Source organism: Nocardia sp. NPDC051990 (genome assembly GCF_040680755.1).
GTDB lineage: Bacteria > Actinomycetota > Actinomycetes > Mycobacteriales > Mycobacteriaceae > Nocardia.
In genome coordinates, this window is sequence record NZ_JBFAXH010000008.1 from 230,841 (window position 1) to 253,416 (window position 22,576).

The following is a 22,576-nucleotide window of genomic DNA, read 5'->3' on the forward strand; positions in this document are numbered from 1 at the left end:
ACCTGGAGGAACCATGGGAATCAGTACGTCACTCGGCCGCACGCATGAGGTGGATCTGCCCGGCGGCCGCATTCGGTATCACGACACGGGGAAGGGTGCGCCCGTTGTGTTCGTGCACGGCCTGCTCGTCAACTCTGATCTCTGGCGCAAGGTCGTCCCCGTGATCGCGGCGGCGGGGTACCGCTGTCTCAGCCCGGACCTGCCGCTCGGCTCACACGAAATCCCCGTCCCCGCAGCGGATCTCACGCCCACCGGGGTCGCCGATCTGACCGCCGACTTTCTGGATCGACTCGATCTCACCGACGTCACTGTCGTCGCCAATGACACCGGCGGCGCGATCACCCAGTTGTTGCTGACCCGTCGACCGGAGCGGATCGGCCGCGTCGTTTTGACCTCATGCGACGCCTACGAGGCGTTCTTCCCGCCTCTGTTCGCGGCCCTGCCGGTGCTGGCGCGGATGCCCGGCTCGCTCCGGCCACTGACCGAGTTGTTGCGCATTCGTGCGCTGCACCGGCTGCCGATCGCCTTCGGCTGGGTGACCAAGCGCCCGGTACCGCCGGAGATCGCCGACTCCTACCTGCTGCCGAGCCGGAATTCGGCGGCGATCCGCAAGGATCTGCGCCGGTTCCTGAAGACCGTGCATCGCCGCTACACCCTCGACGCCGCCACCCGATTCCCATCGGTGCGAGTTCCGGTGCTGATCGTCTGGGCGCGCGAGGACAAGATCTTCCCCGTGTCGTTCGCGGAACGCTTGGCCGCCGAACTGCCGAACGCCACCCTGAAATTCATCGACGACTCCTATACGTTCCTCGCCGAAGATCAGCCCGAGTTGCTCTCCGAAACGATTCTGGAGTTCACTCGGCTGCATGCAACGCCGTAGTCAGGAGGATCGCTCCCGTGCCACCCGAGCCGCGCTCGAGCAGGCCGGTCGCCGGTTGTTCGCCGAGCGCGGTTTCGCGGCGACCTCGGCCGAGGAACTCGTGACCGAGGCGGGCGTCACCCGCGGCGCCCTGCACCACCATTACGGCGATAAGCGCGGGCTGTTCCTCGTCGTGCTCGAACAAATAGAGATCGAGAGCACCCAGGAAATCGAAAACGCCATCGGCGCAGGGAATCCCGACGACTTTCTCACCTCGATGGCCATCGGTCTGAATGTCTTCCTGGACATCTGCCAGCGCCCCGAGATGATCCGCATCACCCTCTACGACGCCCCTGCCGTCCTCGGCTGGGAGGCCTTTCGCGAATTCGAGGCGCGCCACGGGCTGGGGTTGGTCATCGCCGAATTGGAACGCGCCAGCGACGCTGGACTGATCGCCGATGCGCCGGTTCCGGTCCTGGCCCAGTTGATCTTCAGCGCGGTCTCCGAGGCGGGGCTGATCGTTGCGCACGCCGCGGATAAGGACGCCGCCCGAGCACAGGCACAACAGTCCCTGATGCTGCTGATCGGCGGCATCCTCCGCACCTGACGTATGCGCGGTTGCGCGGGTGTCGCATAACCAGCGGTTTCCTCGCATAGGTTGTGCGACTCGTGTGAGGTGAACTCTGCCGGTCGCGTCCGACGATGGTTGTCGGCTTGTCCATACCTCACCTCCGTCGTAGAAACCCTAATTAGAGTTTGATTTACCTTAATTAGCGTAATTGTCCACCACTGTATTGGTTCGTGCCGTGGTTCCGACGAGGCGCGGATGGGCAGAGCGCGTATGGACCCCAGGTCGTCGCGTCGAGTGCGATCGAGTTGATTCCAGGCTCGCGCCTGACGATGGGCGTCGGCCATTCGTGACAGGATGGGCAGGTGCGGTTGTATCGGGATGAGGCGGTTGTGGTTCGCCAGCATAAACTGGGCGAGGCGGATCGCATCGTCACGTTGTTGACGCGGCAGCACGGGTTGGTGCGGGCGGTGGCCAAGGGGGTGCGGCGGACCAAGTCGCGGTTCGGGGCGCGGTTGGAGCCGTTCGCCTATGTGGATGTGCAGCTGCACCCGGGGCGCAATCTCGACACGGTCACCCAAGTGCACACCATGGAGGCATTCGCCGCCGATATCGTCGACGACTATGGGCGCTACACCACCGCCTGCGCGGTACTGGAGACCGCGGAGCGGCTGGCCGGTGAGGAGCGCGCGCCCGCGCCGAAGCTGCATGCGTTGACCGCGAGCGCGCTACGGGCGATTGCCGCCAAACAGCGCCCGCACGAGCTGATTCTCGACGCATACCTGTTGCGGGCCATGGGCTTTGCGGGTTGGGCCCCTGCACTGGATGAATGCGCGCGCTGCGCCACCCCCGGCCCGCATCGTGCGTTTCATGTTGCGGCGGGCGGTGCGGTCTGCGTGCACTGCCGCCCGCCGGGTTCGGCCACTCCGGCCCCGGGCGTGCTCGACCTGCTGATCGCCCTGCTGAAGGGGGAGTGGGACTACGTCGAGCAGGTCCCCGATCAGATCCGCAGACAGGCCAGCGGCCTGGTCGCGGCGCACCTGCAGTGGCACCTGGAACGTCAGCTGCGCACGCTGCCGCTGATCGAGCGGTCGCGCTCGACCGATGCGGAGCCGGCGACCGCTGGGCAGGCGGGCTGAACGGCACCGACCTGTTCAGTGCATCCGATCAGGTGGTCCGCACAATCTCTCCACAACCATCAGGCAGGATAGGAACCGTGATCCTCCGTCGAGACTCTGCCGCGCCGACCAGCTCGACCAGTGCACGGTCGGGTGCCGAACGCACCATCCGGCCGCCGTCACCGCATCCATCGGGGGCGACACCGCCGGAACTGCCGCGGGAATTGGTGCCCAAACATGTGGCGCTGGTGATGGACGGCAATGGGCGCTGGGCGCAGGAGCGCGGGCTGCCGCGCACCGCGGGGCACGAGCGCGGCGAGGCGGTCCTGATGGATACCGTCGAGGGCTGTATCGAGATCGGCGTGAAGTGGCTCTCGGCCTACGCCTTCTCCACCGAGAACTGGCGGCGCAGCCCGGATGAGGTGCGCTTCCTCATGGGGTTCAACCGGGATGTCATTCGCCGCCGTCGCGACGAGATGCACGAGATGGGTGTGCGGGTGCGCTGGGCGGGGCGGCGACCGCGCCTGTGGCGCAGTGTGATCAAGGAACTGGAGACCGCGCAGGAGCTGACCAAGGACAACACGGTGATGACCCTCACCATGTGTGTCAACTACGGTGGTCGCGCCGAAATCGCCGATGCGGCAAAGGAAATAGCGCGCCGCGTGGCCGCAGGCGAAATCGATCCGGAGCGGGTGACCGAGGCGACGGTCGCCAAATACCTGGACGAGCCGGATATGCCGGACGTCGATCTGTTCCTGCGCCCCTCCGGCGAATTCCGCAGTTCGAACTTCCTCATCTGGCAATCCGCCTACGCCGAATACGTCTACCAGGACACGCTCTTTCCCGATTTCGACAGGCGCAACTTGTGGGAGGCCTGTCTCCAGTACGCTTCGCGTGACCGTCGCTTCGGGGGGACCAAGTGAACGGCGGCAGCAAATGAACGGCAGCATCGATATGGACGCAGCAGTCACCCCCGAACAAGAGCTACAGGCCCGCGCCGGCGCCTGCCTATCGCTCTACGACGTCGATGTGCGCGTCGACCCGGAGGGTTCGCTCGGTTTCGAATACGAGGGCGCGCTGTGCTCATTGCGCGCGGTGACCCTGGCACCCGGTCTGGACGTGCTGACGCTGACCTGCGTGCTGGCCTGGGACCGGCCGCTCAAGACGCAGCTGCACAAGCGTGTCGCCGAGCGCAACAGCGCGATTCAGTTCGGTTCGATCACGCTGATCACCCGCGGCAACCAGGCCGATGTCATGTTGCGCTACACCTTTCCGGCCGCTGGTCTGGACGACCAGGCGCTGGCCACCATGCTGATGCTCGTGCTGTCCGGGGCGGGTAAGGCGAGGCAGGGACTGTTGCCCTGAGCCGCTGACCGCATGACAGATGTCATGTCGGCTTCGTGACACTCATGCGAGGTACCGGACCCTGATTCGGGTGACCGTTGAGTCATGACATCGGCACTGACATCCACGGCCATCTTCGCCGCGGCGGGCGGCTCGGGCAGGCACCGGGCGTCGTCCGCGATCGAACTGCGCGATCTGCACAAGAGCTTCCGGCTCCCTGGCGGCGGCGAGGTGCAAGCCGTCGACGGACTCGACCTGGTGGTCGCGCCCGGCGAGATCGTGGCCTTCCTCGGCCCTAATGGCGCGGGTAAGACAACCACCATCGATATGCTGCTCGGTTTGGCGACGCCGGACTCGGGCAGCGTCCGGGTTTTCGGCGGCACACCGGCGGAAGCGCTTGCGACGGGCCGCATTTCGGCGGTCCTGCAATCCGGTGGACTACTGGCGGATCTGACCGTCGCCGAGACCGTGCAGCTGGTGGCCACGCTGCACGCGCATCCGCATTCGGTCGATGAGGTGCTCGCTCGCGCCGGTATCGCCGATATCGGCAAACGGCTGGTCGGCAAATGCTCGGGCGGGCAGAAGCAGCGTCTGCGGTTCGCGCTCGCACTGCTGCCGAATCCGGACCTCGTCGTGCTCGACGAGCCGACCACCGGCATGGATGTGGAAGGGCGCCGGGAGTTCTGGAATGCGATGCGGGAGGATTCCGATCGCGGCCGCACCGTTGTCTTCGCCACCCACTACCTCGACGAGGCCGATGCGTACGCCGACCGGATCGTGCTGGTGCGAGCGGGCCGGGTAGTCGCGGACGGCAGTGCCGCCGAGATCAAGAACCTGGTCGCTGGGCGCGCCGTCAGCGCGACCCTGCCCGGCGCCGATCCGGCCCGCCTGCTCGCGGTCCCTGGTGTCGACGATGTGGCACTGCGCGTTGACCGAATCATCTTGCACACCAAGGATTCCGACGCCATCGCCCGTTATCTGCTCACCGAGACCGCTGCATTCGATCTCGAAATCACCTCGCACAACCTCGAATCCGCGTTCCTGGCGCTCACTACCGGAGACAACTGATATGACAACTCTTGCTCCACAAACGGTTTCGGTGCGTATTCCGCTCGGCGGCTTCAGCCTCGGCTTCCTGCGCCTGGAACTGCGGCGCATGCTGCGCAATCGGCGCACCATGATCTTCACGCTGGTCGTGCCGCCGCTGTTCCTCGTCATCTTCGGCCTGCAATCCGATTACAAGACACAGTCTTTCGGCTCCGGCAATGTCACCGGCTATGTCATGGTGTCCATGGCGGTGTACGGCGCGATGTTGGCCACCACCAGCGGCGGCGCGATGGTCGCTATCGAACGCGCACAGGGCTGGAGTCGCCAATTGCGGCTCACCCCACTGCGTTCCGTCGCCTATATCGCCACCAAGGTCACCGTCGCGATGGTGCTCGGCCTGGTCTCGGTCACTGCGGTCTTCGCCGTCGGCGGGGTTCTCGGCGCCCACCTGACGGTCACCGCCTGGGTGAGCTGCTTCCTGCTGGCATGGATCTCCTCGCTGGTGTTCGCCGCCTTCGGCCTGTTCGTCGGCTACCTGCTGCCCTCGGAGAACGTCATGCAGCTGCTCGGCCCGGCCCTCGCCGGGCTGTCCTTCGCGGGCGGTCTGTTCATGCCGCTGCACGGTTGGTTCGAGACGGTCTCGAAGATCTTCCCGACCAACGGTGTCGCCACTCTGGCCCGCATGCCCTTCGGCGACACCAGCGCAGGATCGATCGCACTGGGCATCCTCAATGTCGTCGTCTGGGCCACGATCTTCGTCGGCGGCGCGGCCATCCTGTTCCGCCGTGACATCGCACGCTGAACCATCAGGCACCAGCCGCCTGTCGGAGAGACGAGGCGGCTGGTGCGATGTCGTGCGGATCGACCACACGATGCGAGGCGCGGGCGCGTAGACGCTTGATGATGTGGCGTGGGTTTGCCGGGCGGTATGCGGTGGGGAGGGTCGCCGCTTGGTGATGACGTGTGGGGTGATCAGATGATGTGCGGTGCCGGAGCCGGGCCGTGCGGTGATGCGGTGCGAGTGGTTCGGGCGCTGCCGGGAGTACCTGTGGCTGCCCGTTCGGTAGCGTCGTCCCTTGTGATCGAGCACTGTGCGCGCAACCGGGATCAGGTTTCGGTGTGCGCGCTGGCGGGGCGGGAACGGCGATGGGTATGAAGTCCGCACTGCGGGGGGCTGCGACATCCGATTTTCTCGATCGGGTGGTCCAGGACGGCGGACTCAGCGCGACCGGGAAGCGGCGCGGATGGTTCGGCGGGCTCATGTCCGTCGCGTGGCTGTCGTTCATGATCGGACCGGTCATCAAGAGTTGGCAGCGCGCGGATCAGCCGACAGCGAGTCTGGCGACTGCGGCTTTGCTCGCGTACGCGGTACTGATCGTCGGTTCCTTCATCGCTTTCCGACAAGCCTTCGGCACCAGCCCGTTGGTGGAGCGTCCCGTCGACTGGCGCATATGGGCGGTGCTCGCCGGTATGACGGCGTGCAGCGCGGGGTTGATGACGTTGCTCGGCGCGATCGCGTTAGCGACATTGACCTTCGTCGGCGTCATCGCGATCTTCCATATGCCCTCGCGCGAATCCGGCTATGTGGCGCTCACGGTGACGGTCGCGATGTTGCTCGTGCCGGTGGCGTTGCCGAGCCTGTCCAGTGTGCCGTTCTATGTGTCTTTCGTGCCCACCGTGATCTGGGGGGCCAGGCAGATCGGCCTGCGCGGCGAGCGGTTGGCCGAACTGGCCCGACGGCAGCAGGCCGAGCTCGCGATCGTCGAGGAGCGCAACCGGGTCGCGCGCGACGTGCACGATATCCTCGGCCATTCGCTGACCGTGATCACGGTGAAAACCGAACTTGCGCAACGCCTTATCGATGTCGATCTGACGCGGGCGAAGGCTGAGATGGCCGATGTCGAGCGGCTGGCCAGGGAGGCGCTGGCCGAGGTACGGGAAACCGTCGGCGGTCTGCGCGAGGTGTCGCTGCGCGGTGAACTGGCCAATGCGCGGACCGCACTGGCGGCCGCCGATATCGACGCCACACTGCTGGATGCGGTACCTGATACGCCCCACAGCGAATTATTCGGTTGGGTGCTGCGCGAGGCGATCACCAATGTGATCCGGCACAGTGCCGCCCGACACTGCACGGTCACCGTGACCGATTCCAGCATCGAGGTGGTCGACGACGGTCGCGGGCTCGGGACCGTAGATTCCGGATCCGGACTGTCCGGCCTGCGCGAACGAGTGCGGGCCGCCGGGGGAACATTGACACTGTCGTCGTCCGAGGGAGGTGTTCGTGTGCGTGCAACGGTGCCCGAGTGATCCGGAAATGGTTCCGTACATTTCGCGTTTTCGCGGCATTGTCCGCCACGGTTCAGCCGAAACCGCACCCGCGGACCCGTTCCTGTCCCCGAAGGACCATGTCGCATGATCCGCGTCTTGCTCGCCGACGACCAAGCGCTCGTCCGCGGCGCACTTGCCGCACTCCTCGGTCTGGAATCTGATCTGGACGTTGTCGCGGAGGTCGGTCGCGGTGACGAAGTCCTGGACGCGGTCGCGCGCACCACACCCGATGTGGTGCTGCTGGATGTGGAAATGCCAGGCATGAACGGCATCGCCGTCGCGGCGCAACTGCACGCCGCCCACCCAGATGTCCGCATCCTCATGGTCACGACCTTCGGCCGCCCCGGCTATCTGCGGCGCGCAATCGACGCGGGCGCAAGCGGATTCGTCGTAAAGGACACTCCGGCCCGCGAACTCGCCGATGCGGTGCGTCGCGTCCACATGGGCCTACGCGTTGTCGATCCCGCCCTCGCCACCGAAACCCTGACCGTTGGCACCTCGCCATTGACCGCCCGCGAACGCGAGGTCCTGGCCGCCGCGGCCGACGGTGCCGCCGCGGGCACCATCGCCAAACAGCTACACCTGTCGGAAGGCACTGTCCGCAACCACCTTTCATCCGCCATCGGCAAAACCGGAACCAGTACCCGCGCCGAAGCCGTCCGCGCCGCCGAACGCCTCGGCTGGCTCTGACCACCGAGTCCGCACAGGCAGTGACTACTTCACACAGGGGGTGGAGCCTGTTGCCGAATACTCTGCCCGTCGCACCGCCCTCGCACAGAAGGATCAAGCAGTGGGCATGATTTCGCCTCAGCTGCCTATACAGGCACATGACCTGGGTCAAGGCTGAAAACCGCGCCAATTCGGCAACAGTCTCTGTGCCTTATGCGAGGCAATGACTGGATATGCGATGTCTAGGAATCGACCGGCTGGACGGCGGGCTCGCCATAAGGCAGCAGGATCGCTACGCCGCGTGCGAGGGTTTCCGGATCGGGATCGCCGACGATCAAGTGCTGCAACATGAACCCCGGCACCAGGCCGACGATCGCCGTGGTGACGGCGTGGATATCGGTATCGGGCGGTAGCCAGCCGACCTCCACCATGCGCTCGACGTACTCGGACCACCGATCACGCATCGCGCGCACGGCATCCTTGACGTACTCGGCCGCCTCCGGATGCACCAGTGCCAGCGCCCAGCTCCGACGATCCAGTCGCCGTCTGATCCCGCACTGCCTCGAAATCGACTGCGGGCCACCACTTTTCGGTAGTGGTGGCCCGCGTCGTCCGGTTGTCAGGAGATGGTGAAGGAGGAGTTCGGGGCGCTGCCCTCACCCTGCTTCGCGTCGTAGGCCACAACATAGGTGCCGGTGGCCGGGGATGGAACCACGAAAATGACGTAATTCTTCGCATTGTCGATGGTTTCGTTGGTATTCAGCAGCTCGTTGATCGGCCCGCGGATATCGGCGGTAATCGTTTGGCCGTCCGGGGTTTTCACCGTGAAGTAGTCGTGGAAGACATTCAGTCCGCCCGCAGAGATCCCGGGGCCACCAATGATCTTGATGTGCAACGAGAGATCCATCTTGTCGCGCTCGTTCTTGGTGTAGCTCGGAGCCAGTGTGCCGCCGCTGATTTCGATCGTTGTCTGATCCTGCACCAGCTTGCCGGTGACATTCAGCGTCTTCGGTGCGACACCCTCGACCTGAGCCGAGGCTTTGAGTGGAATTTTGGTCTGGTTATCCGATGCCTGCCCGTAGATCACCGTAATGGTGTCGAGCAGGTGCTCGGCATCGTGCAGCGTCTTGACCGAGGTGGTGACTTTGCCGGTGGCCGAACCCTTTCCGGGCACGGTCGGCGAGTCGAAGCTCGCCCCGCCGTCGACCTCCTTGTCGACCTGCAGGTAGGTGTTATTGCTGATCGTCTTGTTGTCGGGGGTGGTGTTCTTATAGGTGATATCGATCAGCACCCTGGCGCCGCTGAATTCGTCGGGCACCACGGTCGCCTTGTCCACCGTGATATCGAAGCCCTCGTACCATCCGGTCTTGCCGATGGCGCGGACGGTCGATTGGCCGTTCTTCGCCCCTGGTTGCCCTTGGCCGATGGTGTTCAGTGCGGACGCCGTCGTGGTCGGCCCCGACTTGGTGTCCTTGTCGTCGCACGCCGTCATGAGTAGGGCGGAACTGCCGATGAGTACGGCCGCTCCGATGGTGGTGATTTTCCGGTGTCTGTCCGCCGCGAAAATAGTCGATCGCACGCTGCCTCCCAGAAGATTTCGATCTCAGTGCGCGACGCCCGGAAACGTCCGGACGTCAGGTGATATGCAGTGAAATCTTCTTGGACGCGAGCACCGTTAACTATGTGACTGTCATCACAATTTCGAGCGGTCCACGTCGGCGCATTCACAGCAGGTGCCGAAGATCTCCATGGTGTGGCTGACCTCGGTGAATCCGTGTTCGGCTGCGATCGTTTCGGCCCATGCCTCGACCGTCGGTCCCTCGACTTCCACGGTACGTCCGCAGTGCCGGCAGACCAGATGGTGATGATGTCCGGTGGAGCACTGCCGATAGACGGACTCGCCGGAGTCGGTGCGCAGCACATCGACGAGTCCGGCATCGGCGAGTGACTGCAGGGTGCGGTAGACCGTGGTCAACCCGATGCCCTCGCCGCGGCGGCGCAATTCGTCGTGCAACTCCTGCGCGGAGCGGAACTCTTCGATATCCCCGAGCAGCGCGGCGATCGCGCTGCGCTGTCGGGTGCTGCGAACACCGACCGGCTTCTCCGGCAAGGCTGTCTTATCTGGCACGGTCACCCTTCCTCGGCATGGGCCACGGCGTCGACAACGATATGCGCCAGATGGTCGTCGACGAGTTCGTACAGCACTTCGCGTCCGGAACGTTCCCCGTGCACCACGCCCGCGGACTTGAGAATCCGCAGATGCTGGCTGACCAATGGTTGGGTGACGCCGAGGACATCGACCAATTCGTGTACGCAGCGCGGCGATTCGCGCAATTGGAGCACAATGGCGATGCGCACCGGGGCGGCGAGGGCGCGCAGCAGCTCGCCCGCGTCCTCCAGTACGCTCCGTGTCGGCACCGGCGCGGGAGCGGGTGATCGGTACGGGTTGTGCGGATGGACGGTGGCGGTCTCGGCAGTCATCGAACCAACTCCTTATTGGAAAGCGATTCCATTTTGATATGCACAGTTGCGCATGTCAAACGAGCGTGCCGATAGGCAAGGCGTGTGCGGTGCAAAACCGGTTGGCCGGTGCCGATAGGCTGGAGGGCAATCTTCCGCCGGGTCGAGCGACTCGGCGCAATCGAATCCGGCTCGTAGTGGATGGAGAATTCTCGAGTGGCACCCAAGTCGAAGGTGGACACCGTTGCCAACCTCGCCAAGCGTCGGGGTCTGGTGTACCCGTGTGGTGAGATCTACGGCGGCACCAAATCGGCGTGGGACTACGGTCCGCTCGGTGTCGAGCTCAAGGAGAACATCAAGAAGCAGTGGTGGCGTTCCACGGTCACCAGCCGCGAGGATGTGGTCGGCCTCGACTCGTCGGTGATTCTGCCGCGTCAGGTGTGGGTCGCGTCCGGCCACGTCGGTGTCTTCAACGATCCGCTGGTCGAATGCCTGAACTGCCACCACCGGCACCGGCAGGACCACCTGCAGGAGGCCTACGCGCTCAAGCACAAGATCGACGACCCGGACTCCGTCTCGATGGAGCTGGTTGCGTGCCCCGACTGCGGCACCGTCGGTCGCTGGACCGAACCGCGTGACTTCAACATGATGCTCAAGACCTACCTCGGCCCGGTCGAGTCCGAAGAGGGTCTGCACTACCTGCGCCCGGAAACCGCACAGGGCATCTTCGTCAACTTCGCCAATGTGATGACCACCGCGCGTAAGAAGCCGCCGTTCGGCATCGCGCAGATCGGCAAAAGCTTCCGCAACGAGATCACCCCCGGCAACTTCATCTTCCGCACTCGTGAGTTCGAGCAGATGGAGATGGAGTACTTCGTCAAGCCGGGCGAGGACGCGGAGTGGCACAAGTACTGGATCGACACCCGGTTCGCCTGGTACACCGACCTCGGCATCGACCCGGAGAACCTGCGGCTCTTCGAACACCCGAAGGACAAGCTGTCGCACTACTCGGCGGGCACCACCGATATCGAGTACCGCTTCGGCTTCCAGGGCAATGAGTGGGGTGAGCTGGAGGGCATCGCCAACCGCACCGACTTCGACCTGAAGACCCATTCGGAGCATTCCGGCAATGACCTGAGCTACTTCGACCAGACCACCAATGAGCGCTACACCCCGTATGTCATCGAGCCCGCTGCCGGTCTGACCCGCTCGCTGATGGCGTTCCTGGTCGATGCGTACACCGTCGACCAGGCGCCCAATGCCAAGGGCGTCATGGAGGAGCGCATCAGTCTGCGGCTGGACCGCAGGCTCGCACCGGTCAAGGCGGCGGTGCTGCCGTTGTCGCGTAATGCGGATCTGACGCCGAAGGCGAAAGATCTCGCCGCGCGGCTGCGCAAGAACTGGAATGTCGAATTCGACGATGCCGGCGCCATCGGCCGCCGCTACCGGCGCCAGGACGAAATCGGCACGCCGTTCTGCATCACGGTCGACTTCGATACCCTCGATGACCAGGCGGTCACCGTCCGCGAGCGCGATTCAATGGCGCAGGAGCGGATCGCGCTGGACAAGGTCGAAGGCTATCTGGCACAGCATCTCATCGGCGTCTGAATTCGATAACGAGCAACGCCCTGTCGCGCCGCGACAGGGCGTTTTCGTACCTCGTTGGCTACCGGATTACCTGCGCCGCAGGTGAATTCAGCATGTACCCGGTTTCCGGTTCGACTGGAGGAGCAGCCCGATCGCGCTCGGGATCAGCAGCGCGCAGCCCCAGGGCACCGCGACCCAGAACGGCCAGAAGTATCCGGCGCCGGTCGCCACCCAGATCGTGAGGCACAATGCGTTCACTGCGACCCATGGGATCCACATGATGATGACCCACTGCGGCACTCGTTGGGTCGCGGAGACCGCTTTGCGCGGTACGGGGAGGTCCGACAGCAGCGGAGTCAGCTCACCATAGGTTTTGGCGGCGTACACCTGTTTGAGACGATCGTCGTATTCGTGCAGCGACAACCGGCCGTCGTTCATCGCCACCCGCAATTGTTCGGCGATCTTCTCCCGGTCTGCGTCCGATGCGCGCAGCCTTTCCTGACCCACGGGTGTCAGCTTAGAGGCTGGAGCCGTCCGTGGCAGTTTGTCTCGAGAATCATCGGGTGGATGGAAATATCCGGCGGGGTTACTCGGTTAACGGGCGATATGCGGTATGTCATCGAGTAGGCGGGAGCCGGACATGGCAACAGCTGTGAAGTTCGATCGTTATGGCGGAATCGAAGAACTGAAAGTGGTGGAGGTACCGACGCCGAAGGCAGGACCTGGTCAGGTCGTCGTCGAGGTCGTCGCGGCCGGCATCAACCCGGGGGAGGGGTATATCCGTTCGGGTGCGCTGCACGAGCAGTGGCCCGCGACATTTCCTTCGGGTGAGGGGACCGATTTCGCGGGTCGGATCGTGGAGATCGGATCCGGCGTCGGCGGGCTCGAGGTCGGAGCCGAGGTGGTCGGATTCACCGAGGAGCGGGCCAGTCATGCCACCCATGTGGTGGTGCCCGCCGCGCAGGTGACGCTGAAGCCAGCGAAACTGGATTGGGATGTCGCCGGAGCGTTGTATGTCGCGGGGACAACAGCTTTCGCCGCCGTGCAGGCAGTTGATCCGCAAGCAGGCGAAACGGTCGCGGTTTCGGGTGCCGCGGGTGGCGTCGGTTCGATCGCCGTCCAACTCCTGCGGGCCAGGGGCGCAACGGTTCTCGGCATCGCGAGCGAGGTGAATCACGACTGGCTGCGCAAGCTCGGGGCGGTGCCGGTGGCCTATGGCGCTGGGCTGATCGACCGGATCCGTGCGGCCGCCCCCGACGGTGTGGACGCGTTCATCGACACCTTCGGTGCCGAATATGTCGATCTCGCAATCGAACTCGGCATTCCACCCGAACGCATCGATACGATTATCAACTTCGAGGCCGCCGACAGATATGGCGTGCAGACCGATGGCAATGCCGCGGCGGGCACCATCGATGTGCTTGCCGAACTGGCTGATCTGGCCGCCGCGGGCACGGTGGAAGTCCCCATCGCGGCCGTCTATCCGCTCGACAGGGTCCAGGACGCCTATCGCGAACTGGAGCAGCGCCACACGCGCGGCAAGATCGTGCTGCACCCTTAGGTGGGCACGTTCCAGAACTCGTTTTCGTGGCGCATGCCCTCGAGAAAAAGCTCTTCCGCACGCGCCGGATCGCCACCCGCCTCGTCGAGCATCTGCCCGCAGCGGCGGGTGAGCGCCGCGAATCCGGGATCGGCATAGGTGTCGACCCAGCGCCGGTAGCGGGGTTCCGGCGGCGGATTCTCGGCGAGGATCGCGCCCAGGGTCGAATACCCCCACATGCACGGATACAGCGCCGCCAGCCCGTCGGCGTAGGACGCGGCCGACTCCAGCAGGAATGCGGTGTAGGCCGCGCACGGCGCTCCCTTCGTCGCACCGTCGAGATCCGCGCCGAATTCGGCGGCCAGCGACCGATGCAGGGACAGTTCCTCGTGATATGTCGCGTACGCGAGATCCACCAGATCGCCGAGATGTGACGCGGGCGCCTGCCAGGCCAGCCGGGTGAACACCCGCACATAGTCCAGCAGGAACAGATAGTCCTGTTCGAGCCAGGACCGGAAAACCGGTTCGGGCAGATCGCCTTTGGCGATCCCCGCCACAGTCGGATGCGCCAGCTGGCTGACCACCAGCGTATATCCGAGCTCTTCCAGATGCGCCGTAAGACCGATGTGTGCCGTGGGACTCATGTGGGCAGTCTCTCTCAGGCGGAGTTGCTTCGGGATTGCGCCCTGGTGGGTAGTGCCGCACGCTGAGCCATGTGTTGTGGGATGAGGAGGATTTGGTGCGGGTGTTGGGTGCCTCGGAACAACGTTTCGTGCGCGCGGGGACCTACACCGGACGGTCCGTGACGGTCGTCGGTGATCTCGATACGAATGCGCTGGGGGCGGCCTTCACCGCACTACAGCGTGCCTATCCGGTGGTGACCTGCCGGATAGGTGAGGACGCTAGCGGTCGCGGCTATCTGCTACGCCGCGGCGGTACCCCGCCGATCGGCTTGACGGCGAGTTTCGGTGATCCGGATCCCGTCCGCATTCCGGAGCCGATCGATCCGGCCGGACAGCTGGCCTACCTGGATGTCGTGTACTCCGAGCGGGGCCGCTCGCGCGTCACACTTTTCGCCCACCACAGCATCGCCGACGCGGGCCACTGCATCGAACTGCTGTCCCGACTATGGGACTTCTATACCGATTACGTCGAATCCGGTACGACAACCGTTATGCCGCACGACTATCCGCAGTCGCTGGAATGGCATGCGGCGGCGCGCGGGATCGCCCGTCACTCGGTCTCCGGCTTCGAGGATGTCACCAAGCCGCTGCAACCCGTGGTCATTGCGCCCGCACCCGCGATCCCCGCACCCGCCGCGCTGGCCCGGCCGTGGCGCATCGTCTTGGACGAGGAGGTGAGCGCCCGCATCATCGGGCGCGGGCGCTATCCGGGGGTGACCGTCAACGGGCTGGTCACCGCCGCCCTGTTACGCGCCTTCGCCTCGGAAAAGGCCGAGGCCACCGGCGATCCGGTGCCGCTCGGCTGCCTGTATCCCGTGGATATGCGCACCCGCCTGGAACCGCCGGTCGCGCGTGCCGAGGGCACCAATATGGCGGGTCTGGCCTCTTTCGCCGCGGAGGTAGACCGGTCCGCGGACATCCTCGAACTGGCCCAACGCATTTCGGCCCGTTTGCGACATGATCTCGCCGAGGGCATCGTCGAGCAGTCGGTGCTGCACTTCCCGGATTATTTCGGCCCCACCCGGATCCACTCCCTGGCCGGGCACGTCGCGGTGACGAATACCGGTGCCGTGCCCGCCTTCCGCATCCCCGCGAATATCGCGCTCACCGACTACGAGATCGTCTATGTCTCCGCCCATCCGCGTCCCTCCGCGGGTGCCTCGGCGGCAATCACCTTCCTGGTCTACACCTTCGAAGGCCGACTGGCCGTTGGCGTGCTCGGCGGCGGCGCCGACCGGCTCGTGCCCGCGGTGCGCAACGAGTTGACGGCCCTCGCGGAGGAGGCCGTCAACTCCTGAAGGCACGAGCCACTATTGGTAGGTGGCGTGCGTCGGGCGCATGACCAGCACGACCCGGCGCTGATGGTCGGCGACCGGACGCTGATACGGCAGGTTGTAGCGGCGCGCGAGCACATCGAAGAAATCGCCGTCGGGATCGGGTTCGATAGCCTCGATGACACCGCGGACCTCGAGGTAGCGATAGGGCTTGTCCGGATCGTTGATGCTCACCGCGACCTCGGGATTCTGCCTGGTGTTGACTGCCTTTCGCCGATCGATCGTGGTGGTGAAGCGCAGGCGCCCGCCATCCCACACCTGCCATACCGGCGTCACCTGCGGAGTGCCGTCCGGGTTGAGCGTGGCGAGATGGGCGAACAGCGGTCGCGATAGCAGATCGGTGTGGCTCTCGGGGATTACGGAGTCATCCATGGCCCAAAGACTATCAAGGCTTTGATAGGTCAGCTATCTTTGACACTTATGAAATTGCCCGCGGAACAGCGGCTCGGTCTGGACCTCAAGCGCGCCGAGCAGGAGCTGATGGCCGTCAAACACGAGGCGGTCAAACCGCTTACGGTGCCGCAGTACGCGGCGCTCTACGCACTGTCGGAGAATCCGGGCATCTCCGCCGCCGCTCTTGCCCGCGAATGTCTGGTGACACCGCAGGCGATGACGGTGGTCCTCAAGAACCTGCAGGAGCGCGGTTTGGTGGAGCGCACACCGCATCCCTGGCACCGCGGTGTGCTCGAAACCCGCCTGACCCCCGCCGGTCGGAAGGCCTTCGACAAGGCCGATGCGAAGGCCGCCGCCATCGAGCGCCGCGTGTCCGCCGCCTTCAGCGCGCAGGAGCGCCAACAGTTGCGAGCGTTGTTGACCCGGTTCACCGAGGCTCTGCAGGATTGAGGGCGTTGGGCATGGGAATGGGGCGGTAGGTTCGTAGAGAAGGCTGATTGCGCGGCCGTGATCGAGGAAAGCGGGTGTTCGAACAGTGCGGAGCAACGGAGACCGAAGGCGCGGAGGTGGGCTCGGTGCCGCCGCCATCGGCGTCGGGGCACTCGGCGTCGGTGAGTTGATCGCGGCCTCGCGGGGTGATTCGCTGATCGATGCCATCGGCCGGGTCATGGTGGATACCGCGCCGGTGCCGGTGGTCGAGACGACCGTCGCACTGTCCGGTAAGCACGATAAGGCCGTGACGCGTTTTGGCGTCGGGGCTGGTGCGGTTGCCGCGACGGTCGGGCTGGGGGCGCTGTCCGATCAGGCCCGCACGCCCGTTGTCGCCGCCTTCGGTGCGGTCGCAGCCGCTTCGGGTTTGCGCCGACCGACCCGTTCACCCGCTACCGTCGCCGGTGCGACCGCCGCTGCGGGTGTGCTCGGCCTCGGGCTGCGCAGGCGCCCGCGTGGGCTGTTCGGCGCGCTGCTGTGGGCGGGTGCCGGTGCCGGACTGTTGGCAGGGGCGCGGGCGCTGATTCATGACTACGACCGCAGGCAGCGCGATGCGATCCGTCGGGTCGGCCCGCTGGGTGGGATCTCGATGATGCCGCAGGACGGGTTGGAGGACGAGCCCGGTTTGTCGGCGCTGATGACCGGGAACCGGAGTTTCTATGTCGCCGATGTCAACCTGAGTCCGCCGCGGATCGATCCGACCCACTGGCGGCTGTCGGTTACCGGGAAGGTCGCACATCCGCTGCGCCTGTCGCTGGCCGAATTGGCCGCGGACGCGGTGGAATTCGATGCGGTCATGGTATGCGTGCACAATCGGCCCGGTGAGCGTCGCGCGGGTAACGGCCGCTGGTACGGGGTTCCGCTGGCCGAGCTGCTCGAGCACGCGATCCCCGAAACCGGTGCGACCCGGCTGGTGACCAGGGCCGTCGACGGCTACACCATTTCGCTGCCGGTGGAGCCGCTGCGCTCCGGTGCGTGGCCCGGATATCTGGTGATCGGGGTGAACGGCGAACCGCTCACCCCGGAGCACGGATTCCCGGCCCGCGTCTTCGTGCCCGGCCTCTACGGCCAGTACACCGGCGCGAAATGGCTTGCCGAACTCGAACTCACCGACGACAGCCACGTCGACTACTGGTGGAAGCGCGGTTGGCCGTCTCAACCGATCTGGGTGACACCGCAGGCGCGCATCGACGTCACCGCCCCGGGCCGTGCGGCCGCGGGCACCACCAGCATCGCTGGTGTCGCATGGGCGCCACCGCACGGCGTCGAGTCGGTCGAACTCCGTATCGACGAAGGCGATTGGCGCCAAGTGGATCTCGGCACCGAACTCGCTCCCGCGGCTTGGCGCCGCTGGCGCACCACCGTCGATCTTCCCGCAGGCGAACACACCGTCCAGGCCCGCGCCATCAGCCGCTCCGGCGAGATCCAGGACGGCACCCCGCGCGCCCCCTTCCCCGCCGGCCCAACCGGTTTTCACACCGTCACCATCAAAATCTGACCACTCCGTCAGGTGTGACTGGGTTATAGGTGTGACCCAGCCGGACGGGTGCTCGGTGTATTCGAGGTCACCTCGTGGGCGGGACCTACGCAGCGGTGGTAGCCATTGGCATCGATCCATTTGCCCAGGGACTGCCATGGTTCCAGAACCTCATCCATGCTGCCCCCGTGCACGACGGTGGCGGCTTGCGACACCGCGGGCAGGTCGACGATCGCGAATTCACAGGGTCGACCCTCAGAACCGACCGCCCCGGCTGATGCGGCGGGATCCGCTGGAACCGCCATACGAGCCGGGGGTGTAGCCGCCGGAGCGTTGACGGGTGGCGCTGCCCGCACCGCGCAGCAGTCCCTCGATCAGAATTCCGCCGAGTACCGCACCCGCCTGGGCCGTGCCCGAGGGCGGCTGGCTGTTCTCCCAGGCCCGCACGCTGGCCTGGGCCTCCTGCAATGCGCGACCACCCAGGTCGGCGGCGGCCTGCGCGCTGATCAGTGCCTGAGCCGGATCGGTAGTGGAAAGCTGTTGTGCCGCACCGAGATTGCGCTGCGCTTCGGATAGGCGAGTGCGTGCCTGTGCATCGATACCGCCGCGTCGGGTGCTGATGTAGTCGGCTGCCGCGCCGATCCGGGCGCGGGCATTGGTGAGCGCTCGGTCGAGTCGGCGCTGGAGCTCCTCGGCGGCCAGTTTGCGGTCGGTGGCGGCGGCATTGGCGAGATCCAGCGCATTATCGGCGGTGACGGCATTGTGGAAGGCGTCCAGTGGGTCGCTGTTCGCGGTGCCGGCCGCGGTGGTGAGCGCCGTCTCCGCCGCGACGATGGCGGCCTGCAGATCGACACCGCCATAGCCCGACAGCTCCTTCGCGGTGGCGATATCCGCGCGCAGTTCGGCGAGTGCGGCGGGCAATCCATCGGTCGCCTGCCGGATATTCGTCGCCGCATTGTCGACGGCATCGAGCAGCGTACGAGCCTGTCCCACAGCCCCTTCCGCGGCCCGGATGGCGGCGACCGCAGCACCCTGTTTGCCGACCGGCTGGGTGATGGCGGCGCGTCCGGCATCGATGTTCCGTTCCGCGAAGGTGATTCGCTCGCGTGCCATGGTCACATTGTCTCGAACCGGAGCGAGCACGCTGGCCGGATACGCGGTGGTGAGTCGGGTGAGTTCGGTCTCCGAACTCGGTGCACGCCCGGTCAACTCGACCAAATCCCGTGTCAGTCCGTCCAATCGAGTGGAAGCGTTGATGAGCAGATCGCGCATCGCGTCGAATTCGGCCACCTGAGCGTCGAGTTCCCGATCGGCCCGCCCGACCGTGCCGATCAGATCGACCAGCATGGTGCGCTGCTGATCCGGTGTCTCGGGAATATCGTCATCGAGTTGCTGCCTGATCGAGAATGCCTTGGCGGCAGCCGATTTCGCATTAGCCAGGGCATTGTTGAATGGCGTGGCCGAGGTATCGCCGAATTCACCGGTGGCCAACTCCAACTCCTCGGCACTGGTCCGCACGGCATTGTCGATCTCGACCAGCACCTCCTTCGATCGGGCCTGTAGTGCGTCCAGTGACAATGCCGCGAGCGCGGTGGAGTTGTCCGGATCCACCTGTCGCGCCGCCGCCAACTCGGCACGTCGTCGATCGGCGCGCCGCTTGCGCGAATACAGCACCAGCCCACCGACAGTCAGCACGATCAGCGCGGCGCCGATCAACAGTGGCCGTATGCTGACCCCACCGCCGCGCATCGCCGAATCCAGCCCATCGGCCATCGCGACCCCGGCATCGGCCCACCGGGCGTCCCGCAGCGCGGGCTCCACCTTGCCGGTCAATACGGTGTCCAACGCGGAATCGCTGACTCTGCTCGGCAACTTGCCGTCGAACCAATACGCGCGATCCTCGGTAGCGACAGCGAGCAACAGATCACGCGCACCGAATCCGGACATGGTCGCGGTGCGATCGGCCCACGCCTGCGGACTCATCCCGTTGAAATCGTGTACATAGACAACCCAGAGCCGCATCTGCTGATCGGTGTAGAGCTTGTCGACCGCCGCTGACACCCGATCGAGTTGCCCTTGATCGAGCACCCGCGCCGAGTCGACCACATACGGCCCCATCCGCAGCGGCGGCTCGGCGCCGACCGGACCACCGGCCAATGCGACGCAGAGAAACGCCACGCCGAGGACCACCACGGCCACCCAGCGGGTTCGACGAATCGGCGGTAAGAACAGCATGGGATGAATGTAGCTGGATACCATCGAACCGTGATCACGATCGACCTGCCGTACACCGGTCGCGTGTCCCCTGGATCGAATCCGCAACAGCGGGACGTCCCCGGTGCCCGCATTATCAAAATGTCCGTCGGCCGCATGGACAACAACTGCTATCTGGTGCAGTGCACCGCCACCGGCGCGGCACTGCTCATCGACGCCGCTAACGAAGCCGACCGCATTATCGAACTCGTCAATCAGGAGATGCCGGATCGCGTCGCTCTGGTCATCACCACCCATCAGCACCGTGATCACTGGTCGGCCCTGGAAAAGGTCGCCGCCGCCACTGGCGCACCGACCGCCGCGCATCCACTCGATGCTGAACCGCTCCCGGTGCACCCCGACCGGTTACTTGCCAACGGCGACCTCATCGAGATCGGCGACCTGGCCTTCGAGGTCATCCACCTGCGCGGACATACCCCCGGCTCGGTTGCCCTCGCTCTGGTCGCCGGTCCGGGCGTGCACCTGTTCACCGGCGACGCCCTTTTCCCGGGCGGCGTCGGCCGCACCACCAACCGGGAGGATTTCACCTCCCTCTACACCGACGTCACCACCAAGATCTTCGATCGCTATCCGGATGACGCCGTCGTCTATCCTGGTCACGGTGACGACACCGCGCTCGGCACCGAACGCCCGCACCTCGGCGAATGGCGTGAACGCGGCTGGTAGTCGATTTATGCGGCCCGCGGGTTGAGGCTTTCGAACATCCGCTCACTGCTCTGCGCACCGTAACCGTCGGCGACCTGGCGATCGACGAGGTTCTTGATCGCGCCGATGATGTCCAGGTCGACGCCTGCATCGCGGCTGGCCGACACGATGGCGTCCACAGCGGCCTTGGTGAAATCCAAGGGCTGGAACGGTTTCGAGTAATCGCCGGAGTCGATGGTGGCTCCGGCCTGCGGAAGTGATCCGGTCATCGCGGCGATCCAGCCCGATGCGCGTTGGCCGAAGTCCTCGGCTGACATACCGATCGCGCGAACCATGGCGGCGCCGTGGTAGAAGCCCGCGAACATGGTGTACATCCCGGCGAGCAGGGCGAAGTCGACCAGTGCGGCCTGTCCGGCGTCCGTGCCGAAATACTCTGCGCTGCCGAGCAATTCGAGGGTTGTGCGGTGTTCGTCGAAGAGTTGGCGGGAGCCGCTGTAGAGCACGGATGAGCCGGGTTGGCCGATCATCGGCGGGACGGCCATGATGCCCCCGTCCAGGAAGTCGATGCCGTGCTTCGCCGCCCATTCGGCCAGTTCGCGCGATCCACGCGGCTCGGTGGTGGTCAGGTTGACCAGCGCGCGGTCGGCAAGGATATCGGTCACCGGGTCCAGTACCTCGTGCACGGACCGATGGTCCAACAGACAGGCCACCACGAGGTCGCTCGCGGTCACCGCCTCGGCCACGGTCCGCGCCGACTTCGCCCCTGCCGCAGCGAGTTCCGCGTCCCGACCGGCGCTGCGATTCCACACCGTCGTCGGGTGTCCGGCCCGTACGAAGGCCGCGGCCAGCGCCTGTCCCATCGCGCCGAGCCCAAGGACCGTCACGGATGTCGTCATGTATCCACTCCTCAAAGTATCGAGATGACTGGGGTCGGCGCGCCGGAATCCATTCTGGATAGACACTGCATTGTCGACAAGTACTGACTAATAAGTTCAGTACTAACCAAGAGGTAAGTTTTGCCGATCGATGTGCGCCTTACGTTCTCGTCGCCGGTGACCTGGCAAACTTGGTCAGGTGTATTCGGCGACCCTGGCCTCGGCTTCCGGATCCGGCCCGTCCCACGGCGTCGGAGGTGGGTTGGCGCGCTGGGCGCGACGACTGGTGCTGGGCACGATCTTGATGGGGGCGGTGCTGGTCGGCGGCACGGCATTCCGGGTCTGGCATGTCGCGCGCATCGACGACTACACCAAGGCCGACGCGATCGTCGTACTCGGGGCCGCGCAATACTCCGGCACACCGTCGACGGTGTTCGAGGCGCGATTGGATCAGGCCTACAAACTGTTCAAGGCCGGTGTCGCACCCAAGGTGATCACCGTGGGCGGTAAGCAGGACGGCGATCTGTACACCGAGGCCGCCTCCGGCAAGAACTATCTGGAGGAGCGCGGCATACCGAGCGACCGGATCCTGGCGGTGGAAACAGGTTCGGACACCCTGCGAAGCATCGAGGCCGTCGCCACCGCCATGAGCACCCGCAAGATGTCCTCGGCGGTGCTGGTCAGCGATCCGTGGCATTCGCTGCGCACCAGAACCATGGCCCGCGACGCCGGGTTGAAGGCGTGGACCGCGCCGACCCGGACCGGCCCCGCCGTGTACACCAGAGAGTCGCAGGCGCACGGAATCGCAAGGGAGACCGGCGCTTTGCTCTGGTATCAGCTCACGCACTTCTCATCGGACTTCAAATACTCAGCGGGGCAGTGAGAT

Annotated in this window: 26 protein-coding genes; 16 read left to right on the top strand and 10 right to left on the bottom strand. The window is 65.4% G+C overall.

Annotation, left to right across the window (positions count from 1 at the left end):
- The first annotated feature begins 13 nt into the window (after positions 1-13).
- The 9 genes from AB0L63_RS17975 to AB0L63_RS18015 all read left to right on the top strand — a co-directional run bounded on the left by AB0L63_RS17975 (position 14) and on the right by AB0L63_RS18015 (position 7,954).
- The gene (locus tag AB0L63_RS17975) at positions 14-880 is read left to right on the top strand and encodes an alpha/beta hydrolase (RefSeq protein WP_364501625.1); all 867 of its coding nucleotides are present in this window, start codon (positions 14-16) and stop codon (positions 878-880) included.
- A complete protein-coding gene (locus tag AB0L63_RS17980; RefSeq protein ID WP_364501628.1) occupies positions 867-1,466 on the top strand; it encodes a TetR/AcrR family transcriptional regulator in 600 nt (199 codons plus the stop codon). The genes AB0L63_RS17975 and AB0L63_RS17980 overlap by 14 nt, the downstream gene beginning before the upstream one ends.
- A gap of 326 nt (positions 1,467-1,792) precedes the next feature.
- Positions 1,793-2,566, top strand: coding sequence for a DNA repair protein RecO (gene recO, locus AB0L63_RS17985; protein ID WP_364501631.1), 774 nt, complete (start codon positions 1,793-1,795; stop codon positions 2,564-2,566).
- 80 nt (positions 2,567-2,646) lie between these two features.
- Entirely contained in the window at positions 2,647-3,468 is an 822-nt protein-coding gene (locus tag AB0L63_RS17990) for an isoprenyl transferase (RefSeq protein WP_364501894.1), read from the top strand.
- A gap of 13 nt (positions 3,469-3,481) precedes the next feature.
- A complete protein-coding gene (locus AB0L63_RS17995; protein WP_364501634.1) occupies positions 3,482-3,910 on the top strand; it encodes a hypothetical protein in 429 nt (142 codons plus the stop codon).
- A gap of 84 nt (positions 3,911-3,994) precedes the next feature.
- Positions 3,995-4,957 (top strand): ABC transporter ATP-binding protein, encoded by a 963-nt coding sequence (locus AB0L63_RS18000; protein ID WP_364501637.1) that lies wholly within the window; start codon positions 3,995-3,997, stop codon positions 4,955-4,957.
- 1 nt (position 4,958) lies between these two features.
- On the top strand, positions 4,959-5,738 hold the full coding sequence (locus AB0L63_RS18005; protein WP_364501640.1) for an ABC transporter permease: 780 nt from the start codon (positions 4,959-4,961) through the stop codon (positions 5,736-5,738).
- A 344-nt stretch (positions 5,739-6,082) separates the two neighbouring features.
- Positions 6,083-7,243, top strand: a complete 1,161-nt coding sequence (locus AB0L63_RS18010) for a sensor histidine kinase (RefSeq protein ID WP_364501643.1) — start codon at positions 6,083-6,085, stop codon at positions 7,241-7,243.
- Positions 7,244-7,348: 105 nt separating this feature from the next.
- Complete coding sequence (locus tag AB0L63_RS18015) at positions 7,349-7,954, top strand: response regulator transcription factor (RefSeq protein WP_364501646.1); 606 nt, start codon at positions 7,349-7,351, stop codon at positions 7,952-7,954.
- 221 nt (positions 7,955-8,175) lie between these two features.
- Here AB0L63_RS18015 and AB0L63_RS18020 read toward each other — a convergent pair whose 3' ends face one another.
- The 4 genes from AB0L63_RS18020 to AB0L63_RS18035 all read right to left on the bottom strand — a co-directional run bounded on the left by AB0L63_RS18020 (position 8,176) and on the right by AB0L63_RS18035 (position 10,414).
- A complete protein-coding gene (locus AB0L63_RS18020) occupies positions 8,176-8,556 on the bottom strand; it encodes a TetR family transcriptional regulator C-terminal domain-containing protein (RefSeq protein ID WP_364501897.1) in 381 nt (126 codons plus the stop codon).
- Positions 8,553-9,512, bottom strand: a complete 960-nt coding sequence (locus AB0L63_RS18025) for a hypothetical protein (RefSeq protein ID WP_364501649.1) — start codon at positions 9,510-9,512, stop codon at positions 8,553-8,555. Before AB0L63_RS18025 ends, AB0L63_RS18020 begins: the two co-directional genes overlap by 4 nt.
- A 114-nt stretch (positions 9,513-9,626) precedes the next feature.
- On the bottom strand, positions 9,627-10,061 hold the full coding sequence (locus AB0L63_RS18030; protein WP_364501652.1) for a Fur family transcriptional regulator: 435 nt from the start codon (positions 10,059-10,061) through the stop codon (positions 9,627-9,629).
- Positions 10,062-10,063: 2 nt separating this feature from the next.
- The gene (locus AB0L63_RS18035) at positions 10,064-10,414 is read right to left on the bottom strand and encodes a metalloregulator ArsR/SmtB family transcription factor (RefSeq protein WP_364501655.1); all 351 of its coding nucleotides are present in this window, start codon (positions 10,412-10,414) and stop codon (positions 10,064-10,066) included.
- Between the two features lie 195 nt (positions 10,415-10,609).
- Between AB0L63_RS18035 and AB0L63_RS18040 the strand changes: the two genes are divergently transcribed.
- On the top strand, positions 10,610-12,001 hold the full coding sequence (locus AB0L63_RS18040) for a glycine--tRNA ligase (protein WP_364501659.1): 1,392 nt from the start codon (positions 10,610-10,612) through the stop codon (positions 11,999-12,001).
- Positions 12,002-12,088: 87 nt separating this feature from the next.
- Here AB0L63_RS18040 and AB0L63_RS18045 read toward each other — a convergent pair whose 3' ends face one another.
- On the bottom strand, positions 12,089-12,487 hold the full coding sequence (locus tag AB0L63_RS18045) for a DUF1707 domain-containing protein (protein WP_364501661.1): 399 nt from the start codon (positions 12,485-12,487) through the stop codon (positions 12,089-12,091).
- Positions 12,488-12,620: 133 nt separating this feature from the next.
- Here AB0L63_RS18045 and AB0L63_RS18050 point away from each other — a divergent pair, with 133 nt between their 5' ends.
- Complete coding sequence (locus AB0L63_RS18050) at positions 12,621-13,541, top strand: NADP-dependent oxidoreductase (protein WP_364501664.1); 921 nt, start codon at positions 12,621-12,623, stop codon at positions 13,539-13,541.
- Here the strand turns inward: AB0L63_RS18050 and AB0L63_RS18055 are convergent.
- Positions 13,538-14,164, bottom strand: coding sequence for a transcriptional regulator (locus AB0L63_RS18055; RefSeq protein WP_364501667.1), 627 nt, complete (start codon positions 14,162-14,164; stop codon positions 13,538-13,540). The genes AB0L63_RS18050 and AB0L63_RS18055 overlap by 4 nt on opposite strands.
- A gap of 71 nt (positions 14,165-14,235) precedes the next feature.
- On the opposite strand from AB0L63_RS18055, the gene AB0L63_RS18060 reads away from it, so the two are divergent.
- Positions 14,236-15,501 (top strand): acyltransferase, encoded by a 1,266-nt coding sequence (locus AB0L63_RS18060; RefSeq protein ID WP_364501669.1) that lies wholly within the window; start codon positions 14,236-14,238, stop codon positions 15,499-15,501.
- Positions 15,502-15,513: 12 nt separating this feature from the next.
- Here the strand turns inward: AB0L63_RS18060 and AB0L63_RS18065 are convergent, their stop codons facing one another.
- Positions 15,514-15,909, bottom strand: a complete 396-nt coding sequence (locus tag AB0L63_RS18065; protein ID WP_364501672.1) for a PPOX class F420-dependent oxidoreductase — start codon at positions 15,907-15,909, stop codon at positions 15,514-15,516.
- Positions 15,910-15,957: 48 nt separating this feature from the next.
- Between AB0L63_RS18065 and AB0L63_RS18070 the strand changes: the two genes are divergently transcribed.
- Positions 15,958-16,380: a MarR family transcriptional regulator gene (locus AB0L63_RS18070; RefSeq protein WP_364501675.1), complete on the top strand. Its 423-nt coding sequence runs from the start codon at positions 15,958-15,960 to the stop codon at positions 16,378-16,380.
- Between the two features lie 85 nt (positions 16,381-16,465).
- A complete protein-coding gene (locus AB0L63_RS18075) occupies positions 16,466-17,917 on the top strand; it encodes a molybdopterin-dependent oxidoreductase (protein WP_364501678.1) in 1,452 nt (483 codons plus the stop codon).
- 23 nt (positions 17,918-17,940) lie between these two features.
- On the opposite strand, the gene AB0L63_RS18080 is transcribed toward AB0L63_RS18075, so the two are convergent.
- Both AB0L63_RS18080 and AB0L63_RS18085 read right to left on the bottom strand, forming a co-directional pair.
- Positions 17,941-18,201 (bottom strand): GyrI-like domain-containing protein, encoded by a 261-nt coding sequence (locus tag AB0L63_RS18080; protein WP_364501681.1) that lies wholly within the window; start codon positions 18,199-18,201, stop codon positions 17,941-17,943.
- Positions 18,152-20,131 carry a TPM domain-containing protein gene (locus AB0L63_RS18085; RefSeq protein ID WP_364501684.1) on the bottom strand — a complete coding sequence of 660 codons (1,980 nt, stop codon included), beginning with the start codon at positions 20,129-20,131 and terminating at the stop codon, positions 18,152-18,154. Before AB0L63_RS18085 ends, AB0L63_RS18080 begins: the two co-directional genes overlap by 50 nt.
- 3 nt (positions 20,132-20,134) lie before the next feature.
- Between AB0L63_RS18085 and AB0L63_RS18090 the strand changes: the two genes are divergently transcribed.
- Complete coding sequence (locus AB0L63_RS18090) at positions 20,135-20,836, top strand: MBL fold metallo-hydrolase (protein WP_364501687.1); 702 nt, start codon at positions 20,135-20,137, stop codon at positions 20,834-20,836.
- A gap of 5 nt (positions 20,837-20,841) precedes the next feature.
- Here the strand turns inward: AB0L63_RS18090 and AB0L63_RS18095 are convergent, their stop codons facing one another.
- A complete protein-coding gene (locus AB0L63_RS18095; RefSeq protein ID WP_364501690.1) occupies positions 20,842-21,711 on the bottom strand; it encodes an NAD(P)-binding domain-containing protein in 870 nt (289 codons plus the stop codon).
- 283 nt (positions 21,712-21,994) lie between these two features.
- Here AB0L63_RS18095 and AB0L63_RS18100 point away from each other — a divergent pair, with 283 nt between their 5' ends.
- Positions 21,995-22,573 (top strand): YdcF family protein, encoded by a 579-nt coding sequence (locus tag AB0L63_RS18100; protein ID WP_364501899.1) that lies wholly within the window; start codon positions 21,995-21,997, stop codon positions 22,571-22,573.
- The last annotated feature ends 3 nt before the right edge of the window (positions 22,574-22,576 follow it).

Excerpts from the sequence above, each read along its gene's own strand:
- AB0L63_RS18005 (WP_364501640.1), top strand. The coding sequence starts at position 4,959 with ATGACAACTCTTGCTCCACAAACGGTTTCGGTGCGTATTCCGCTCGGC.
- AB0L63_RS18070 (WP_364501675.1), top strand. The coding sequence starts at position 15,958 with ATGAAATTGCCCGCGGAACAGCGGCTCGGTCTGGACCTCAAGCGCGCC.
- AB0L63_RS18035 (WP_364501655.1), bottom strand. The coding sequence starts at position 10,414 with ATGACTGCCGAGACCGCCACCGTCCATCCGCACAACCCGTACCGATCA.
- AB0L63_RS17975 (WP_364501625.1), top strand. The coding sequence starts at position 14 with ATGGGAATCAGTACGTCACTCGGCCGCACGCATGAGGTGGATCTGCCC.
- AB0L63_RS18090 (WP_364501687.1), top strand. The coding sequence starts at position 20,135 with ATGAATGTAGCTGGATACCATCGAACCGTGATCACGATCGACCTGCCG.
- AB0L63_RS17995 (WP_364501634.1), top strand. The coding sequence starts at position 3,482 with ATGAACGGCAGCATCGATATGGACGCAGCAGTCACCCCCGAACAAGAG.
- AB0L63_RS18000 (WP_364501637.1), top strand. The coding sequence starts at position 3,995 with ATGACATCGGCACTGACATCCACGGCCATCTTCGCCGCGGCGGGCGGC.
- AB0L63_RS18095 (WP_364501690.1), bottom strand. The coding sequence starts at position 21,711 with ATGACGACATCCGTGACGGTCCTTGGGCTCGGCGCGATGGGACAGGCG.
- AB0L63_RS18080 (WP_364501681.1), bottom strand. The coding sequence starts at position 18,201 with ATGGCGGTTCCAGCGGATCCCGCCGCATCAGCCGGGGCGGTCGGTTCT.
- AB0L63_RS18085 (WP_364501684.1), bottom strand. The coding sequence starts at position 20,131 with ATGCTGTTCTTACCGCCGATTCGTCGAACCCGCTGGGTGGCCGTGGTG.
- AB0L63_RS18010 (WP_364501643.1), top strand. The coding sequence starts at position 6,083 with ATGGGTATGAAGTCCGCACTGCGGGGGGCTGCGACATCCGATTTTCTC.
- AB0L63_RS18055 (WP_364501667.1), bottom strand. The coding sequence starts at position 14,164 with ATGAGTCCCACGGCACACATCGGTCTTACGGCGCATCTGGAAGAGCTC.
- AB0L63_RS18015 (WP_364501646.1), top strand. The coding sequence starts at position 7,349 with ATGATCCGCGTCTTGCTCGCCGACGACCAAGCGCTCGTCCGCGGCGCA.
- AB0L63_RS18100 (WP_364501899.1), top strand. The coding sequence starts at position 21,995 with ATGGGGGCGGTGCTGGTCGGCGGCACGGCATTCCGGGTCTGGCATGTC.
- AB0L63_RS17980 (WP_364501628.1), top strand. The coding sequence starts at position 867 with ATGCAACGCCGTAGTCAGGAGGATCGCTCCCGTGCCACCCGAGCCGCG.
- AB0L63_RS18065 (WP_364501672.1), bottom strand. The coding sequence starts at position 15,909 with ATGGATGACTCCGTAATCCCCGAGAGCCACACCGATCTGCTATCGCGA.
- AB0L63_RS18050 (WP_364501664.1), top strand. The coding sequence starts at position 12,621 with ATGGCAACAGCTGTGAAGTTCGATCGTTATGGCGGAATCGAAGAACTG.